Source organism: Pseudomonas sp. C9-3 (genome assembly GCF_032392015.1).
GTDB lineage: Bacteria > Pseudomonadota > Gammaproteobacteria > Pseudomonadales > Pseudomonadaceae > Pseudomonas > Pseudomonas nitroreducens.
The window spans coordinates 5,300,094-5,318,160 of sequence record NZ_CP135919.1 but is presented as its reverse complement, the minus strand read 5'-3'; the positions used below and the strand labels follow the sequence as shown (position 1 = coordinate 5,318,160).

General features: G+C 65.6%; 16 protein-coding genes and 1 pseudogene. 14 read left to right on the top strand and 3 right to left on the bottom strand.

Annotation, left to right across the window (positions count from 1 at the left end; genetic code table 11):
• The first annotated feature begins 66 nt into the window (after positions 1–66).
• The 6 genes from RS899_RS24405 to hutG all read left to right on the top strand — a co-directional run bounded on the left by RS899_RS24405 (position 67) and on the right by hutG (position 6,473).
• Positions 67–1,038: an ABC transporter substrate-binding protein gene (locus RS899_RS24405; protein ID WP_054910861.1), complete on the top strand. Its 972-nt coding sequence runs from the start codon at positions 67–69 to the stop codon at positions 1,036–1,038.
• A 63-nt stretch (positions 1,039–1,101) separates the two neighbouring features.
• Entirely contained in the window at positions 1,102–1,956 is an 855-nt protein-coding gene (locus tag RS899_RS24400) for a proline/glycine betaine ABC transporter permease (RefSeq protein ID WP_315808275.1), read from the top strand.
• Complete coding sequence (locus RS899_RS24395; protein ID WP_054910860.1) at positions 1,953–2,768, top strand: quaternary amine ABC transporter ATP-binding protein; 816 nt, start codon at positions 1,953–1,955, stop codon at positions 2,766–2,768. The genes RS899_RS24400 and RS899_RS24395 overlap by 4 nt, the downstream gene beginning before the upstream one ends.
• 49 nt (positions 2,769–2,817) lie before the next feature.
• On the top strand, positions 2,818–4,350 hold the full coding sequence (hutH, locus tag RS899_RS24390; protein ID WP_315808274.1) for a histidine ammonia-lyase: 1,533 nt from the start codon (positions 2,818–2,820) through the stop codon (positions 4,348–4,350).
• Positions 4,347–5,543 (top strand): imidazolonepropionase, encoded by a 1,197-nt coding sequence (hutI, locus tag RS899_RS24385; protein WP_315808273.1) that lies wholly within the window; start codon positions 4,347–4,349, stop codon positions 5,541–5,543. Before hutH ends, hutI begins: the two co-directional genes overlap by 4 nt.
• Positions 5,544–5,669: 126 nt before the next feature.
• Positions 5,670–6,473 carry an N-formylglutamate deformylase gene (hutG, locus tag RS899_RS24380; RefSeq protein ID WP_315808272.1) on the top strand — a complete coding sequence of 268 codons (804 nt, stop codon included), beginning with the start codon at positions 5,670–5,672 and terminating at the stop codon, positions 6,471–6,473.
• Positions 6,474–6,571: 98 nt separating this feature from the next.
• On the opposite strand, the pseudogene RS899_RS24375 reads toward hutG, so the two are convergent.
• Positions 6,572–7,550: pseudogene (locus RS899_RS24375) on the bottom strand (LysR family transcriptional regulator).
• Positions 7,551–7,613: 63 nt separating this feature from the next.
• Between RS899_RS24375 and RS899_RS24370 the strand changes: the two are divergent.
• From RS899_RS24370 to RS899_RS24360, 3 genes are read left to right on the top strand one after another with little or no spacing between them, the layout of a single operon-like run.
• The gene (locus tag RS899_RS24370; RefSeq protein ID WP_315808271.1) at positions 7,614–8,858 is read left to right on the top strand and encodes a D-amino acid dehydrogenase; all 1,245 of its coding nucleotides are present in this window, start codon (positions 7,614–7,616) and stop codon (positions 8,856–8,858) included.
• A gap of 24 nt (positions 8,859–8,882) precedes the next feature.
• The gene (locus RS899_RS24365) at positions 8,883–9,233 is read left to right on the top strand and encodes a RidA family protein (RefSeq protein WP_315808270.1); all 351 of its coding nucleotides are present in this window, start codon (positions 8,883–8,885) and stop codon (positions 9,231–9,233) included.
• A gap of 39 nt (positions 9,234–9,272) precedes the next feature.
• Entirely contained in the window at positions 9,273–10,172 is a 900-nt protein-coding gene (locus RS899_RS24360) for a transporter substrate-binding domain-containing protein (protein WP_315808269.1), read from the top strand.
• Positions 10,173–10,174: 2 nt separating this feature from the next.
• Here the strand turns inward: RS899_RS24360 and RS899_RS24355 are convergent, their stop codons facing one another.
• Both RS899_RS24355 and RS899_RS24350 read right to left on the bottom strand, forming a co-directional pair.
• Complete coding sequence (locus RS899_RS24355) at positions 10,175–10,651, bottom strand: NUDIX domain-containing protein (RefSeq protein WP_054910852.1); 477 nt, start codon at positions 10,649–10,651, stop codon at positions 10,175–10,177.
• Positions 10,648–11,076, bottom strand: a complete 429-nt coding sequence (locus RS899_RS24350) for a hypothetical protein (RefSeq protein ID WP_315808268.1) — start codon at positions 11,074–11,076, stop codon at positions 10,648–10,650. The genes RS899_RS24355 and RS899_RS24350 overlap by 4 nt, the downstream gene beginning before the upstream one ends.
• Before the next feature lie 179 nt (positions 11,077–11,255).
• On the opposite strand from RS899_RS24350, the gene pip reads away from it, so the two are divergent.
• From pip to RS899_RS24325, 5 genes are all read left to right on the top strand, one after another.
• Positions 11,256–12,227, top strand: coding sequence for a prolyl aminopeptidase (pip, locus tag RS899_RS24345; protein ID WP_315808267.1), 972 nt, complete (start codon positions 11,256–11,258; stop codon positions 12,225–12,227).
• A complete protein-coding gene (gene dtd / locus RS899_RS24340) occupies positions 12,224–12,661 on the top strand; it encodes a D-aminoacyl-tRNA deacylase (protein WP_024764182.1) in 438 nt (145 codons plus the stop codon). Before pip ends, dtd begins: the two co-directional genes overlap by 4 nt.
• 201 nt (positions 12,662–12,862) lie before the next feature.
• The gene (locus tag RS899_RS24335) at positions 12,863–14,431 is read left to right on the top strand and encodes a glucan biosynthesis protein G (protein WP_082450897.1); all 1,569 of its coding nucleotides are present in this window, start codon (positions 12,863–12,865) and stop codon (positions 14,429–14,431) included.
• Positions 14,424–16,997 carry a glucans biosynthesis glucosyltransferase MdoH gene (mdoH, locus tag RS899_RS24330; RefSeq protein ID WP_315808266.1) on the top strand — a complete coding sequence of 858 codons (2,574 nt, stop codon included), beginning with the start codon at positions 14,424–14,426 and terminating at the stop codon, positions 16,995–16,997. The genes RS899_RS24335 and mdoH overlap by 8 nt, the downstream gene beginning before the upstream one ends.
• Before the next feature lie 223 nt (positions 16,998–17,220).
• Positions 17,221–18,018 (top strand): transporter substrate-binding domain-containing protein, encoded by a 798-nt coding sequence (locus RS899_RS24325; RefSeq protein WP_054910848.1) that lies wholly within the window; start codon positions 17,221–17,223, stop codon positions 18,016–18,018.
• Positions 18,019–18,067 lie beyond the last annotated feature (49 nt).

Sequence of the window (18,067 nt, the reverse complement as noted above, 5' to 3'; positions counted from 1 at the left end):
GCCGCGCAGCCACAAGCCCGCGCGGCCCTTGCACTGCCCAACCTCATTCACGTTTAGGAGCATCAGATGAACAACACCAAGAAGACGCTGCTGGGCCTGTTCCTGTCCGCCGGTCTGCTGGGCGGCACCCAGGCATCGGCCCAGGCCGCCGGCTGGTGCGAGAGTGGCAAGCCGGTGAAATTCGCCGGGCTGAACTGGGAGAGCGGCATGCTGCTCACCGACCTCATGCAGATCATCCTGAAGAACGGCTACGGCTGCGAAACCGACAGCCTGCCGGGCAACTCCATCACCATGGAGCAGGCGCTGGCGAACAACGACATCCAGATCTTCAGCGAGGAATGGATTGGCCGTAGCGACGCCTGGAACAAGGCTGCCGCTGCGAACAAGGTGGTCGGCGTGGGCGCGCCCATCGTCGGTGCCACCGAAGGCTGGTACGTGCCGCGCTTCGTGATCGAAGGCGACAAGGCGCGCAACATCGAAGCCAAGGCGCCGAACCTGAAGGCTGTCACCGACCTCGCCCAGTACGCCGAGGTCTTCCGCGATCAGGAAGAGCCGGGCAAGGGCCGCTTCTACAACTGCCCGGCCGGCTGGACCTGCGAGCTGGAAAACTCCGAGATGCTCAAGAAGTACGGCCTCGAGGACAAGTTCACCAACTTCCGCCCCGGCACCGGCCCGGCCCTGGATGCCGCCGTATTGTCGAGCTACAAGCGCAAGGAGCCTATTCTCTTCTACTACTGGTCGCCGACGCCGCTGATGGGCCAGGCCGACCTGGTGAAGCTGGATGAGCCGGGCGTGAACAAGGACGTGAAGATCCAGGTCGGCCTGTCCAAGGCCTTCCACGACCAGGCGCCGGAACTGGTGGCCGTGCTGGAGAAGGTCAACTTGCCCATCGACCTGCTGAACCAGAACCTGGCGAAGATGGCCAAGGAGAAACTGACCTCCGAGCAACTGGCCAAGGCCTTCCTCAAGGAACACCCGGAGGTGTGGACCACCTGGGTCAGCGAGGACGCTGCGAAGAAGGTCCAGGCCGCGCTCTGATGCCGCCGATTCCGGGGATGCCCAGCGTCCCCGGTGATGCCCCACTCCTGACGAGTACGTGCCATGTTTCCCGAACGCTTCACCTTCTCCATCGCCGACTGGGTCAACGGTTGGGTCGATGCCCTGGTCACCAACTACGGCGACGTGTTCCGCCACATCTCCGACACCCTGCTGTGGGCCATCGTCAACCTGGAGAGCGTGCTGCGTGCGACGCCCTGGTGGCTGATGCTGGTCATCGTCGCCGGCATCGCCTGGCACGCCACGCGGCGTATCCTGCCGACCGTGGTGATCGTCGGGCTGCTGTTCCTGGTGGGTGCCGTGGGCCTGTGGGACAAGCTGATGCAGACCCTCGCGCTGATGATGGTCGCGACCATCATCTCGGTGCTGATCGGCATTCCGCTGGGCATCCTCGCCGCGCGCAGCGACCGCTTCCGGGCGATCCTGCTGCCGCTGCTGGACATCATGCAAACCATGCCCAGCTTCGTGTACCTGATCCCGGTGCTGATGCTGTTCGGCCTGGGCAAGGTGCCGGCGATCTTCGCCACGGTGATCTACGCCGCGCCGCCGCTGATCCGCCTCACCGACCTGGGCATCCGCCAGGTTGACCGCGAAGTGATGGAAGCCATCACCGCATTCGGCGCCAACCGCCGCCAGCAACTGTTCGGCGTGCAGCTGCCGCTGGCGCTGCCGAGCATCATGGCCGGCATCAACCAGACCACCATGATGGCCCTGTCGATGGTGGTCATCGCCTCGATGATCGGCGCCCGTGGCCTGGGCGAGGACGTGCTGGTGGGCATCCAGACGCTAAACGTCGGCAAGGGCCTGGAGGCGGGGCTCGCCATCGTCATCCTCGCCGTGGTCATCGACCGCATCACCCAGGCTTACGGCCGCTCGCGCCACCATGAGGCCAGCAAATGAGCAAGATCCAGGTCAAGAACGTCTACAAGATCTTCGGCGCCAAGGCCGATGCGGCCCTGGCGATGATCCGCCAGGGCAAGAGCAAGGCGGAAGTGCTCGCCGCCACCGACTGCGTGGTCGGGGTGAACGACCTGTCGCTGTCTATCGAGGCCGGGGAAATCTTCGTCATCATGGGCCTGTCCGGCTCCGGCAAGTCGACCCTGGTACGCCACTTCAACCGCCTGATCGACCCCACCAGCGGGCAGATTCTGGTCGACGGTGAGGACGTGCTCGGCTACGACGCGGCCGCGCTGGAAAACTTCCGCCGCCGCAAGATCAGCATGGTGTTCCAGAGCTTCGGCCTGCTGCCGCACAAGAGCGTGCTCGACAACGTCGCCTACGGCCTGAAGATCCGTGGCGAGAGCAAGGCGCTGTGCCAGGAGCGCGCGCTGCACTGGATCAACACCGTGGGCCTGAAGGGCTACGAGAAGTCCTACCCGCACCAGCTCTCCGGCGGCATGCGCCAGCGCGTCGGCCTGGCCCGCGCCCTGGCGGCGGACACCGACATCATCCTCATGGACGAAGCCTTCAGCGCCCTCGACCCGCTGATCCGCGCGGACATGCAGGACCAGTTGCTGGAGCTGCAGAAGACCCTGCACAAGACCATCGTCTTCATTACCCACGACCTCGATGAAGCCGTGCGTATCGGCAACCGCATCGCCATCCTCAAGGACGGCCAGCTGATCCAGGTCGGCGCGCCTACCGACATCCTGCACAAGCCTGCCGACGAGTATGTCGACCGCTTCGTCCAGCGCCGCGTCGCTGCGATCTAACGCCATTTATCGGCGGGGAAGGGGGCTTCCCCGCCTACAGGAGTTCCGCATGTCGTCCTCTTCCACCATCACTTTCGGCAACGGCCCGCTGCGCTGGCAGGACCTGGTCGCGGTGGCGCGCCAGGGCGCGCGCCTGCAACTGTCGCCGGCCGCTTGGGCGCGCATCGACAACGCCCGTGGCATCGTCGAGCGCATCGTCAGCCGGGGTGAGCGGGCCTATGGCATCAGCACTGGCCTGGGCGCGCTGTGCAACGTGGTACTGCAGGGCGAGCAACTGGCGCAGCTGTCGCGCAACACGTTGCTCAGCCATGCCTGCGGTGTGGGCGAGCCGCTGAAGGACGAGCAGACCCGCGCGATCATCGCCGCCGCCATCGCCAACTACAGCCACGGCAAATCCGGCCTGCACCGCCGCGTGGTGGAAGCGCTGCTGGCGCTGCTCAACCACGGCATCACCCCGCGCGTGCCGTCGCAGGGGTCGGTCGGTTATCTCACGCACATGGCCCACGTTGGCGTGGCGCTGCTCGGCATCGGCGAGGTGAGCTATCGCGGCGAGGTCGTCCCCGCTGCCCGCGCCCTGGCCGCCGAAGGCCTGGAACCGGTGCAGCTGGGCGCCAAGGACGGGCTCTGCCTGGTCAACGGCACGCCGTGCATGACCGGCCTGAGCTGCCTGGCACTGGACGACGCGACCCGCCTGACGCAATGGGCCGACGTGATCGGCGCCATGAGCTTCGAGGCCCTGCGCGGGCAGATCGACGCCTTCGACGCCGAGATCATCGCGCTCAAACCGCACCCGGGCATGCAGAAGGTCGGCGCCAACCTGCGCGCGCTGCTCGAAGGCAGCGAAGTCATCGCCAGCAGCAAGGGTATCCGCACCCAGGACGCGCTGAGCATCCGCTCCATGCCGCAGATCCACGGCGCTTGCCGCGACCAGCTGGAACACGCGGCGAAGCAGATCGAGACCGAATTGAATTCCGCCACCGACAACCCGTTGGTGCTGGGCACGCCGGATGACTACCGCGTGGTATCGCAGGCCAATCCCCACGGCGAATCCGTGGCCATGGCCGCCGACCTGCTGGCCATTGCCGTGGCCGAGTTGGGCGGCGTGGCCGAGCGCCGCCTGGATCGCCTGATCAACCCGCTGGTCAGTGGCCTGCCGGCCTTCCTGGTCAGCCAGCCGGGCGTCAACTCGGGAATGATGATCGTGCAGTACGTCGCCGCCTCCCTGGCCGGTGAGAACCGCCAGCTGGCGCAACCGGCGGTGGTGGACAACTTCGTCACCTCCGGCCTGCAGGAAGACCACCTGAGCCTGGGCACCAGCGCGGCACTCAAGCTGGGCCGCGCCATCGACAACACCCGACGCATCTTCGCCATTGAATACCTGCTGGCCGCCCAGGCCTTCGAATTCCTCAAGCCGCAGCGCTTCGGCGCCGGCACCGACTGTGCCTGGAGCCTGTTGCGCGAACAGGTACCGGCCTACGACAGCGACCGCTGGCTGGCGCCGGACATCGACCGCGCCACCGCGCTGCTGGCTGACCCGGCGGCGCTGGATAGCGTTGGTGCGAGCATCGGGAGACTGCAATGAAACATCTTTGGCACCACTGCCACGCGGCAACCATGAAGGGCGGCCGCTACGCCATCATCGAAGACGCCGCGATCATCACCGAGGGTGAACGCATCAGCTGGATCGGCCCGCGCGCCGAGCTACCCGAGCGCCCCGTGCAGAGCACCGACCTGGGCGGTGCGTGGGTCACGCCCGGCTTCATCGATTGCCACACGCACCTGGTGTTCGGTGGCGACCGCAGCGGCGAGTTCGAGCAGCGCCTGAACGGCGTCAGCTACGCCGAGATCGCGGCGGCTGGCGGCGGCATTGCCAGCACCGTGCGCGCCACCCGCGAGGCCAGCGAGGACGAACTGCTGGCCAGCGCCATCAAGCGTGCCCGCCCGTTGTTGGCTGACGGTGTGACCGTACTGGAAGTGAAGTCCGGCTATGGCCTGGACCTGGACAGCGAACGCCGCATGCTGCGCGTCGCTCGGCGCCTGGAGCAGGAGCTGCCGGTGACGGTACGCACCACTTGCCTGTCCGCCCATGCGCTGCCGCCGGAATACGCTGGGCGCGCCGACGAGTACATCGATCAGGTCTGCACCCACATTCTCCCGGCGCTGGCCGAGGAAGGGCTGGTGGACGCGGTGGACGCGTTTTGCGAACACCTTGCGTTCTCCCCCGCGCAGGTCGAACGGGTGTTCCAGGCTGCGAAGCGACTAGGCCTGCCAGTAAAACTGCATGCCGAGCAGTTGTCCTCGCTGCATGGCTCGAGCCTCGCGGCGCGCTACGGCGCGCTGTCCGCCGACCACCTGGAGTTCATGGACGAAAGCGACGCCCTCACCATGGCCGAGGCCGGCACCGTGGCCGTGCTGCTGCCGGGCGCTTTCTTCGTCCTGCGCGAAACCCAGTTGCCGCCGATGGACGCCCTGCGCAAACACGGCGTGAACATCGCCATCGCCAGTGACCTCAACCCCGGCACCTCGCCGGCGCTGTCCCTGCGCCTGATGCTGAACATGGCCTGCACTGCCTTCCGCCTGACCCCGGAAGAAGCGCTGGCTGGCGTCACCCTCAACGCCGCGCGAGCGCTGGGCATGGCCGACAGCCACGGCAGCCTGGAAGCGGGCAAGGTCGCCGACTTCATCGCCTGGAACATCCAGCGCCCCGCCGAACTGGCCTACTGGCTCGGCGGCGACTTGCCCAAGCGCGTCATTCGTCATGGCGAAGAGCTGTGAGTCTGGTTCTTGTAGGACCGAGGGGGACGCCTGGTCCTTGCTCGCGAACCCCGCTCCGCAGCGGATCTGTTCGCGAGCAAGCTCGCTCCTACAGGTCCTTATTCGCCCGTCTTGGAGATAGACCCCATGGATAACGTTCTCAAATTCAAACGCGGCCGCGTGCCCCTGCTGATCAGCATGCCGCACCCCGGCATCCGCCTGACTCCGGCCGTGGAAGCCGGCCTGGTGGACGAGGCGCGCGAGCTGGCCGACACCGACTGGCACATCCCGCAGCTCTATGCCTTTGCCGAAGAACTGGGCGCCAGCACCCTGGCTGCCGGCTATTCGCGCTACGTCATCGACCTCAACCGCCCGGCCGACGACAAGCCGCTGTACAGCACTGCCACCACCGGCCTCTACCCGGACACCCTGTTCGACGGTCGCCCGCTGTTCAAGGAAGGGCAGGCGCCTTCCGCGGAAGAGCGTGCGCGTTACCTCAAGGAAGTCTGGACGCCGTATCACCAGACCCTGGCCGGCGAACTCGCACGGCTGAAGGCAGAATTCGGCTATGCGCTGCTGTGGGATGCCCACTCGATTGCCTCGGTCATCCCGCACCTGTTCGACGGCAAACTGCCCGACTTCAATATCGGCACCAACAGCGGCGCGAGCTGCGATGCGCAGCTGGCCGAGCGACTGGTCGCAGTGTGCGCCGAGGCTCCAGCCTATCGCCACATCCTCAACGGGCGCTTCAAGGGTGGCCATATCACCCGCCACTACGGCCAGCCGCAGGACAACGTGCACGCGGTGCAACTGGAACTCGCGCAGTGCAACTACATGGATGAGCATGCGCCCTTCGGCTACCGCGAAGACCTCGCCGCGCCGACCGCCCAGGTACTCCGGCGCATGCTGGAAACCTTCATCGCCTGGGGCCGCGAGCGCTACGGCCGCTGAGTTTTACACAGCCTCCTGCCGCGCCGGGGCTTGTCGGCGCGGCGCCACCGGACCACGCATCCCGGCGGCGCTTCCCCGGTGTGGCAGGGGGCTGTCTTTTATTCGAAGCGGTGCTGCGCCAGTTGCCCGTCTGCATGCCGCACCAGCATCTCCAGCAGCAGCGCCTGGGTGTGCGGAGGCGTCTCATCGGCTCGGGTCAGGGCGTAGAGCGTGACCTTCACCGGAGGCGACAGCGGGCGCAGTGCGGTGAGTCTTTCGTCCGCGCCCAGTGCTGTGAAGGGATCGACCAGCGCCAATCCTGTTCCTGCCTCCACCAGTGTGCGCGCCAGCGCGTAGGTCTGTACTGAAATGCGCACGCGAGGTGGCGGTTCGACGTTCGCCAGATGACTTTCCAGGCGTGCCGACAGCGGGTCGGACGTGGACAGTCCGATCATCGGCTCGCCGGCCAACTCGCCCAGGGTCAGCGCCTTGCCCAAACGGTCTTCCGGCCAGTGCGCGCGTGGTGCCAGGGCTACCAGCGGGCCGCTGGCGATGACCTGCGAGCGCAGGCCGGGGTGGTCGGTCTGTTGCAGGGTCAGGGCGAGGTCCAGCTCGCGCATCAGCAGGTTCTGGATCAGCTCGCGGGAATGCTGGGTCGCCAGTTCGCAGCTGCTCTGTGGATAACGGTCGGTCCATTCGCGGATCACCGACGGTAGCAGCGACAGCGCCAGGGCCGGCGTGGCGCCCACGCGCAGGCGGTTCTCCGGCTGGCCGCGCAGGCTCTGCGCCAGTCGACGCACGCCCTGCAGGCTTTCCGTGACCTTGGCGACTTCGCGCTCCAGCTCCAGCGCCTCGGGGGTCGCCTGCAGTTTGCCGCGCACGCGCAGGAACAGCGGGAAGCCCAACTGCTGCTCGGCGTGCTGCAGCACCTTGGTTACCGCCGGCTGGGAGACGTGCAGCAATTGCGCGGCGCCGCTGACCGAGCCGGTCTCGCGGATGGCCTGGAACACTTCGATATGGCGCAGGCGCATGGCTTGCCTCCGTCAGCGGATTCGCCAAGGTATAACCCTGGTTTATGGGCTGCCCATGTTTATTCATTGTTCGCCGCCTGTCACCCGGCCCTAAGGTCGAGGCCTGGAATCGATTGGCAGTGAGACGGCAATGGCACAGCGGGTTTGCATCATCGGCGCGGGTGTGGTCGGGCTGGCCACGGCCCATGCGCTGGTCCTCGAAGGATTCGACGTCACCGTGCTGGAAGCGCGGGATGCGGCCGGGCTGGAAACCAGCTTCGCCAACGGCGGCCAGCTGTCCTACCGCTACGTGGCGCCGCTGGCCGATGCCGGCGTACCGCAGCAGGCTCTGGGGTGGCTGCTGCGCGGCGACTCGCCGCTGCGCCTGCGCCCGCGCCTGGATCCGGCGCAGTGGCGCTGGCTGATGGAATTCACGGCGGCCTGTCGGCGCTCGGTGAACCAGGCCAATGCGAAACATTTGCTGCGCCTCGCGCTGTTCAGCCAGAGCACGCTGGCGCAGTGGCGAGAGGATGGGCTGGACGGCTTCGACTGGCGGCGCAACGGCAAGCTGGTGGCCTTCCGCGATGAAGGCAGCTTCCGCAGTGCGCGGCAGAACCTGTCCGATCCTTCTGTGCAATTCGTGCTCTCGGCGCAGCAGTGCCGCGAGCTGGACCCAGCGCTGGCGCGTGCGCCCTTTGTCGGTGGCATCCATACGCCGGACGAGGAGGTCGCCGACTGCTTCCTGTTCTGCCAGCGTCTCGCCGAGCGACTTCAGGCATCGGGACGTTGCCGACTGGTGTATGCCCGCCCGGCTTCCCGGCTGATGATTCGCAATGGCGTCGTGATCGGCGTGGAGGCGGGCGGCGAGACCTTCGAGGCCGATCACGTGGTCCTCGCTGCCGGCTACCGCAGCGCCGCGCTGCTGCCGGGCGGCCCGCGCCTGCCGCTCTATCCGCTGAAGGGCTACAGCCTGACCGCGCCGATCCGCGCCGAAGACCACGCGCTGGAGGTAAGCCTCACCGACTACGACCGCAAGGTGGTCTACGCGCGCATCGGCGAACGTCTGCGCATTGCTGCCATGGTCGACATCGTCGGCTTCGACCCGTGCCTGGAGCCCAAGCGGCTGGCGCTGATCCGGCAGCAGGCGGCGGATACGCTGCCGGACGCCTGCGACTACGGCGCCGCCATTGAATGGGCCGGCATGCGTCCAGCCACGCCCACCGGCGTGCCCCTGGTGGGTGCCTGCGGGCCGCGCGGCCTGTGGCTGAATCTCGGCCACGGCGCGCTGGGCTTCACCCTCGCCTGTGGCAGTGCGCAACTGATTGCCGCACAGATCGCCGGGCGCCACCCGGATATCGACACGACCGGCCTGACGCCCGCGCGGCTGGCCGGCTGATTCCTTCGAATGGGGAGACTCACCATGCAACTCACACGCATCGCCACCAACGATCGCCTTTCCGGCGCTATGGTCTTCGGCTCGCTGGTGTTCCTCTCCGGGCAGGTACCCGGGCAGGCCACCGACATCCAGGGCCAGACCCGCGAGGTGCTGGCGAAGATCGACGCGCTGCTGGCCGAAGCCGGCACCGGGAAGGCGAGCATTCTCAGCGCGACCATTTACCTCAAGGACATCGCCGCCGATTTCGAGGCCATGAACGGCGTCTGGTCTGCCTGGCTGCCGGAAGGCTGCGCACCGACCCGCACCACGGTGCAGGCGCTGCTGGCACGGCCGCAGGTGCTGGTGGAAATCACCGTGATTGCCGCGCGGCCCTGACCCCCAACCCGACTCACAACAACAAGAAGGATCGCACCCATGAAACGACTTGCTCTGGGAATGCTGGCGGCGTCCAGCCTGGTCTGCGCGCTGGCGCAGGCCAACGAGGCACTGGACGGCACGCTGAAGAAAGTCGCCGAGCGCGGCACGATAACCTTGGGTTATCGCGACGCCTCGGTACCGTTCTCCTACCTGGGCGATAACAGCGGGCAGCCCATGGGTTACTCGGTGGACCTGGCCGGCAAGGTGGTCGAGCGCATCAGGCAGAAGCTCGGCCAGCCCGATCTCAAGGTGAAGTACAACCTGGTGACTTCGCAGACGCGCATTCCGCTGGTGCAGAACGGCACGGTGGACCTGGAGTGTGGCTCTACCGGCGTCACCGCCGAGCGCATGAAGCAGGTCGCCTTCTCCTACGGCTTCATCTACGTGAAAGGCCAGTTGCTGACCGCCAAGGACAGCGGCATCCAGGGCTTCGCCGACCTCAAGGGCAAGAACGTGGTGACCACCGCCGGCACCACCAACGAGCGCTACCTGAAGGCCTACAACGCCGAGCACAAACTGGGCATGAACGTGGTCAGCGCCAAGGATCATGGCGAAGCCTTCCTCATGCTGCAGTCGGGCCGCGCGGTAGCCTTCTACATGGATGACGCGCTGCTCTACGGCGAGAAGGCCAAGGCCCGCGATCCGCACCAGTGGGTAGTGGTGGGCGAGCCGCAATCGCGGGAAATCTACGCCTGCATGGTGCGCAAAGACGATCCGCAGTTCCTCGCCCTGGTCAACCAGACGCTGGCCGAGCTGTATTCCTCCGGCGAGATCAAGGGCATCTACCAGCGCTGGTTCGAGCAGCCGATCCCGCCGAAGAACCTCAACCTGGAATTCCCCATGACCGCCGAGCTGCAGGCGATCATCGCCAAGCCCACCAGCGAACCGGTGCAGTAATCCTAGCGCTGCAGGCCGAGGTGGCGGATCAGCGGTTGCGCCTCGGCCAGGCGCTCCCAGACATCGTCGAGCAATTCGGCGGGATAGTAGGAGGGCAGGCGCGGTAGCTCGCGGCGCGGCACCCAGGCGACCTCGCGGATATCGAACTCGTCGCCGCCCAGGCCGCGCAGGTTGTCCAGGCTGACCCGGCCATCCCAGGCGTCGACGCGATAGAACAGCTCCATGTGGAAGCGCCCGGCCACTGGCTCGGCGAACTCACGCACGTAGACCAGCGGGCCGACTTTCACGGCCAGCCCGGTTTCCTCCCGGCACTCGCGGCGCACGGTGTCGCGGGTGGACTCGTCCTTGTCCGACTCGAAGCCGCCGCCCGGTGGAATCCAGTACTCGTCGCCGGCGACGGCATGGCGCACCAGCAGGATTTCGTCGTTGCGTACCAGCAGCCCGGCGGCGCGGATACGGTGTTGCAGGGGGGAAGTCATTGCCAGTCGAGCCTCGCCAGTTTCCATTCGGCGCCGTCGCGCCACCATTCCAGTTTCACGGAATAATGCCCGGCGCTGTCGGGGATGAGGTTCTCGGCACCGGTAAGGGCGACCTGAGCGTCGGTATGGCCGCGATTGGTGTGGGTCGGGTCGACCCGGCTCTCGCTGCTGAGCAGGATCACCTTGACCTGCTGGTGCCGCAGGAACATCAGCGTCATGGTGCGCCTGGCCCAGTCGCGGTCGAACTCGCCGTTGGCGCGGAAGTCGCCAGCCAACTGATCGATCACGGCCCCGCTATTCTTGGCTTCGAGGTTGTCCTGCAACTGCTTCACGGCGGCGTCCAGTTGCGCGCGCGGGTCGTCGCGATCGCAGCCGGCCAAGGCGAGCACCAGCAGAAAAAGAGAAAGAAACAACTTCCGTGGCATGGCTCACTAACTCCCTTATGGGTTTTTCGCTGGCCCGAGTATCATGCCCGACACCGTGGGGGCCGAAGACTTTCGATGGAAGTCGCGCTGCGGCAACGCGACTTTCTATAAGGTGGCGACAGGCCCTAGGATGGTTACTGGTCCGGGAGCGACCGTACGCACTGATCCAGGAGCGAGCCATGCAAACTTTGTATCCGGAAATCAAGCCTTACGCCCGCCATGAACTGGCCGTCGAAGAGCCGCACGTCATCTACATGGACGAGAGCGGCACGCCCGACGGACTGCCGGTTCTGTTCATCCATGGTGGCCCGGGCTCCGGTTGCGATGCCATGTCGCGGCGCTTCTTCGATCCCAACATCTACCGCATCGTCACCTTCGACCAGCGCGGCTGTGGCCGCTCCACGCCCTATGCGAGCCTGGAGAACAACACCACCTGGCACCTGGTGCAGGACATCGAGCGCATCCGTGAGCACCTGGGCATCGACAAGTGGGTGCTGTTCGGCGGTTCCTGGGGTTCGACCCTCTCGCTGGCCTACGCCCAGACCCATCCCGAGCGCGTGCTGGCGCTGATCGTACGCGGCATCTTCCTCTGCCGCCCGCAGGAAATCCGCTGGTTCTACCAGGAGGGCGCGAGCCGCCTGTTCCCGGATTACTGGGAAGACTACCTGGCGCCGATTCCCGCCGACGAACATGACGACCTGTTGCATGCCTTCCATCGCCGCCTGACCGGCCCCGACCAGATTGCCCAGATGCACGCCGCGCGCGCGTGGTCCACCTGGGAGGGCCGGACCGCCACGCTGCGGCCGAACCCGGCGGTGGTGGATCGCTTCGCCGACCCGCACCGCTCGCTGTCCATCGCCCGCATCGAGAACCACTATTTCGTCAATGACGGCTTCCTCGAGCCAGACCAGCTGCTGCGCGACATGCACAAGATCGCCCACCTGCCGGGTGTGATCGTCCACGGCCGCTATGACGTGGTCTGCCCGCTCGACAACGCCTGGGCGCTGCACAAGGCCTGGCCCAACAGCGAACTGCAGATCGTCCGCGACGCCGGCCACGTGGCCGGCGAGCCGGGCATCACCGATGCGCTGATCCGCGCCACCAATGAAATCGGCCGCCGCCTGCTGAACCTGCCGCCGGAGGCTGAATGAAGGGTTTGATCCAGCGGGTGCGCGGCGCCCGCGTCGAGGTTGACGGCGAAATCGTCGGCGCTATCGACCATGGGCTGCTGGCTCTGGTAGGGGTGGAACCCCAGGACGACGAAGACTCGGTCAACCGTTTGTTGCACAAGCTGCTTAACTATCGAGTGTTTGGCGACGATGAAGGTAAAATGAACCTTTCATTGAGCGATGTCGGCGGCGGCCTGCTGCTGGTTTCGCAGTTCACCCTGGCCGCAGACACCCGCAAGGGCCTGCGACCGAGCTTTTCCAGCGCGGCGCCTCCTGCAAGGGGCGCCGCGTTGTTCGATCTACTCGTGGAACAGGCGCGAGAGCGTCATCCGCTGGTCGCCACTGGCCGTTTTGGCGCCAACATGCAGGTCCACCTGGTCAATGACGGGCCAGTGACCTTTCTACTGGAGGCTTGAACGCGCGGCAGCTTGTCATATCGCCGTGGGATGATGGTTAGGGCTTATGCATCTAGAACAATGCGCCTCCGGGAGCCGGAAGTACCCGTGGAAAAAATCGGGGAATCATTCAGTCTCACCGGGGTCGGAATTCAATCGCCGGCAATTTGGCATCGCCTTTGCTGGCTTTAATCGTTTTGTGTTCACGGACGAGGGGGACTCGTGATTTTCCGTTCCGTTCAACAACCGCTTTCGCGCCAAATCCTTCGCGGACTGGTCGGCTCCGCCCTGTTGGCGTTGAGCGCTACCCATGCCTGGGCCTTCAATCTCGACGACGTTGGCGAACAGGCCAAGGCGCTGGCTGCTGAGAAGTACAGCGCACCGACGAGCAACCTGCCATCGGAATTCAGCGAAATGAAATTCGCCGATTACCAGCAGATTCGCTTCCGTAACGAGAAGGCCTATTGGGCCGACGAGAAGACCCCCTTCAAGATCAGCTTCTATCACCAGGGCATGCACTTCGACACCCCGGTGAAGATCAATGAAGTCACGGCGACCGACGTCAAGGAGATCAAATACGATCCCTCCCGTTTCGACTTCGGTTCGCTGAAGTTCGACGCCAATGCGACCAAGGATCTGGGTTACGCCGGCTTCCGCCTGCTGTACCCGATCAACTCGCCGGACAAGCAGGACGAGATCGCCACCTTCCTGGGGGCGAGCTACTTCCGCATCATCGGCAAGGACCAGTGGTGGGGCCTCTCCGCCCGTGGCCTGGCGCTGGATACCGCGCTACCGTCGGGTGAAGAGTTCCCGCGCTTCCGCGAGTTCTGGATCGAGAAGCCCAAGCCCAAGGACAAGCACCTGGTGATCTTCGCGCTGCTGGACTCGCCCCGCGCGACTGGTGCGTACCGCTTCACCATCCGTCCGGGCAACGACACCGTGGTCGACGTGAAGGCCCGCGTGTTCTTGCGCGACAAGGTGAGCAAGCTGGGCCTGGCGCCGCTGACCAGCATGTTCCTGTTCGGCTCCAACCAGCCGTCGCCGGAGCACAACTTCCGTCCGGAGCTGCATGACTCCACCGGCCTGCAGATCCACGCTGGCAACGACGAGTGGATCTGGCGTCCGCTGAACAACCCGAAACACCTGTCCGTCAGCGCCTACAGCGTCGAGAACCCGAAAGGCTTCGGCCTGCTGCAGCGTGGCCGCGAGTTCTCCCGTTACGAGGACCTGGACGACCGTTACGACCTGCGCCCGTCCGCCTGGATCGAGCCGCAGGGCGACTGGGGCAAGGGTACCGTCGAGTTGGTGGAAATCCCGACCCCGGATGAGACCAACGACAATATCGTTGCCTTCTGGAACCCGGAGAAGCGCCCGGAAGCCGGCGAGCCGCTGGACTTCGCCTACCGCATGCGCTGGACCAAGGACGAGGAAGCCCTGCACGACGCGAAGAACGCCTGGGTCATGCAGACCCTGCGCTCGGTCGGCGACGTCAAGCAGAAGAACCTGATCCGTCAGCCCGATGGCAGCGTCGCGCTGGTTGTCGATTTCGTCGGCCCGACCCTGAAGGCACTGGCCGGTGATGCGCCGGTAAGCACTCAGGTGAGCACCGACGACAATGCCGAGGTGAAGGAAAACGCACTGCGCTACAACGCAGTGACCAAGGGCTGGCGTCTGACCCTGCGGATCAAGGTCAAGGATCCGAAGAAGCCGACGGAAATGCGCGCTGCGCTGGTAAACGGCGGCCAGACCATTTCCGAAACCTGGAGCTACCAGCTGCCTGCCGATGAATAACTCCACCGCTACCACCGCGCCGGTGGCCGACTATCTCGCGCACCTGCCCCTTTCGTCGCAGGAGCGTGAGCGGCTGGCCCAGGCCGGTTCCATCAGCGAGCTGCACGAGCAGCTCGCTGGCGATGTGCAGGGCGAAGACGCCGCTCTGGCTTCGGTCGGTGCACGTCTGCGCCATGGGTATGGCCAGGACCTCGACGACGCCCAGATGCTGGGCATGGACGACAACGGCCGCACCTACCTCAAGGCAGCGCCGCCGATCCAGCGCACCAAGGTGATCCCCGAACCCTGGCGGACCAACCCGATCATGCGCGGCTGGCGCCGCCTGACCGGGCGCAGCAACCCGGCCAAGCCCCCCCGCGACCTGCCCAAGGCGCGCTGGCAGCGGGTTGGCTCGCTGCGCCGGTTCATCCTGGTCCTGCTCATGCTCGGCCAGACCACCGTCGCCACCTACTACATGAAAGGCATCCTGCCCTACCAGGGCTGGGCCTTCGTCGACCTGGAAGAGATCAACCGCCAGACCTGGCTGCAGACCCTGGAGCAGGTGGTGCCCTACGCCATCCAGTTCGGCGTGCTGACGCTCTTCGCGATTCTCTTCTGCTGGGTGTCGGCGGGATTCTGGACGGCCCTGATGGGCTTCTGGGAGCTGCTCACCGGCCGCGACCGCTACCGCATTTCCGGCAGCAGCGCAGGCAGCGAGCCGATTGCCGCCGATGCGCGCACCGCCATCGTCATGCCGATCTGCAACGAAGATGTCCCGCGCGTCTTCGCCGGTCTGCGGGCGACCTACGAATCGGTGGCGGCCAGCGGTGAGCTGGATCGCTTCGACTTTTTCGTTCTCAGCGACACCAACCAGCCCGATATCGCCATGGCCGAAGAAAAGGCCTGGATCGAGCTGTGCAAGGAAGCCCTGGGCTTCGGTCGCATCTTCTATCGCCGCCGCCGGCGCCGGGTTAAGCGCAAGAGCGGCAACATCGACGACTTCTGCCGTCGCTGGGGCGGCCAGTACAAGTACATGGTCGTCATGGACGCCGACAGCGTGATGAGTGGCGATTGCCTGACCAAGCTGGTCCGCCTGATGGAGGCCAACCCCGAGGCCGGCATCATCCAGACCGCGCCCAAGGCGTCGGGCATGGACACCCTCTATGCGCGCATGCAGCAGTTCGCCACCCGCGTCTACGGCCCGCTGTTCACCGCCGGCCTGCACTTCTGGCAACTGGGCGAATCCCACTACTGGGGCCATAACGCGATCATCCGGGTGAAACCCTTCATCGAGCACTGCGCCCTGGCGCCGCTGCCGGGCAAGGGCTCCTTCGCCGGTGCGATCCTCTCCCACGACTTCGTCGAGGCCGCGCTGATGCGCCGCGCCGGCTGGGGCGTGTGGATCGCCTACGACCTGGAAGGCAGCTACGAAGAATTGCCGCCCAACCTGCTGGACGAGCTCAAGCGCGACCGCCGCTGGTGCCACGGCAACCTGATGAACTTCCGCCTGTTCCTGGTCAAGGGCATGCACCCGGTGCACCGTGCGGTGTTCCTCACCGGCGTGATGTCCTACCTGTCGGCACCGCTGTGGTTCTTCTTCCTGGTGCTGTCCACTGCGCTGCTGGCGGTGCACCAGTTGATGGAGCCGCAGTACTTCCTCGAGCCTCGCCAGCTGTTCCCGATCTGGCCGCAGTGGCACCCGGAAAAGGCCATCGCCCTGTTCTCCACCACCCTGACCCTGCTGTTCCTGCCCAAGCTGCTCAGCGTCATGCTGATCTGGGCCAAGGGCGCCAAGGGCTACGGCGGTGTGATCAAGGTAACCCTGAGCATGCTTCTGGAGATGTTCTTCTCCGTGCTGCTCGCCCCGGTGCGCATGCTCTTCCACACCCGCTTCGTGCTGGCCGCGTTCCTCGGCTGGGAAGCCCAGTGGAAGTCGCCGCAGCGTGATGACGACGACACCCCGTGGAGCGAAGCGATTCGTCGCCATGGCCTGCAGACCCTGCTGGGCCTGTGCTGGGCGCTGCTGGTGGCATGGTTGAACCCGCGTTTCCTGTGGTGGCTGTCGCCCATCGTCGGCGCGCTGATGCTGTCGATCCCGGTCTCGGTGATCAGCAGCCGGGTCAAGCTGGGCCTGGCCTCGCGCGATGAGAAGCTGTTCCTCATCCCTGAGGAGTACGACACCCCGCGCGAACTGCGTGCTACCGACGAGTACACCTACCAGAACCGCTGGCAGGCGCTGAAGGACGGCTTCGTCCGCTCTGCCGTGGACCCGGTACTGAACGCCCTGGCCTGCGCCATGGGTACTGCCCGCCACGGCCAGTCAGCCGCCATCGAATCGACCCGCGCTGCGCTGGTCGAGAAGGCGCTGGAAGCCGGCCCCGAGCAGCTCGACGGCAACCGCCGGCTGGCGCTGCTGAGCGATCCGGTGGCGCTGTCGCGCCTGCACCTGGCGCTCTGGCAGGGCGACAAGGAGCAGTGGATCGGTCCCTGGCGGCAATCGCTGCAAGCCGATGCCCATGCCCCGGCCGTGCCTCTGGCTCCGGTCGCGGAGCAGGGCGCCATGGCGCTGCCCGCCGCGCAATCCTGACCGCAGGCTGCCCCCGTCCCGCTCGGAGCGGGGGCGACCTGCCGGTTTCCGCTGTTTTCCCCGCGCACCGCTGCTGGTACCCTTCGCCAGCTATCCAGAAAAGATTGAGATATCCGGCGCATGGGGTACGCTTCGCACCCTTCTGCGCAAGGCCTGCTCTTGCGCGCCCGGTTCGATCGCTGGAAAAAACAACAAGTTCTTTCACTTGCTTGGGAGTATGGGGATGAAAAAGTACCTGGCATCGCTGGTGATGGGCGTCTGCGCCCTGGTCAGCGTGAGCGCGGCTCAGGCCGGCGCCATCGATGAAGCGGCCAAGCGCGGCACCCTGCGTGTAGGCATGGACCCGACCTACATGCCGTTCGAGATGACCAACAAGCGCGGCCAGATCGTCGGCTTCGAAGTGGACCTGCTCAAGGCCATGGCCAAGTCCATGAACGTCAAGCTGGAGCTGGTTTCCACCGCCTACGACGGCATCATCCCGGCCCTGCTCACCGACAAGTTCGACATGATCGGCTCGGGCATGACCCTGACCCAGGAACGCAACCTGCGCCTGAACTTCTCCGATCCCTTCATCGTGGTCGGTCAGACCCTGCTGATCCGTCAGGAACTGCAAGGCGAGATCAAGTCCTACAAGGACCTGAACGATGCGAAGTACCGCATCACCTCGAAGATCGGCACCACCGGCGAATTCGTCGCCAAGAAGCAGCTGTCCAAGGCGCAGTACCACGGTTTCGACAACGAGCCCGAAGCAGTCATGGACGTGGTCAACGGCAAGGCTGACGCCTTCATCTACGACTCGCCGTACAACGTCGTTGCCGTCGGCAAGTTCGGCGCCGGCAAGCTGGTGCACCTGGACCAGCCGTTCACCTACGAGCCGCTGGCCTTCGGCCTGAAGAAGGGCGACTACGACTCGATCAACTTCATCAACAACTTCCTCAAGCAGATTCGTGAAGACGGCACCTACGATCGTCTGCACGATAAGTGGTTCAAGAGCACCGACTGGCTCAAGGACATGGAATAATCCACGTCTGACGCTGGTTGACCCGACGCGCAGGCCCCCGGCCTGCGCG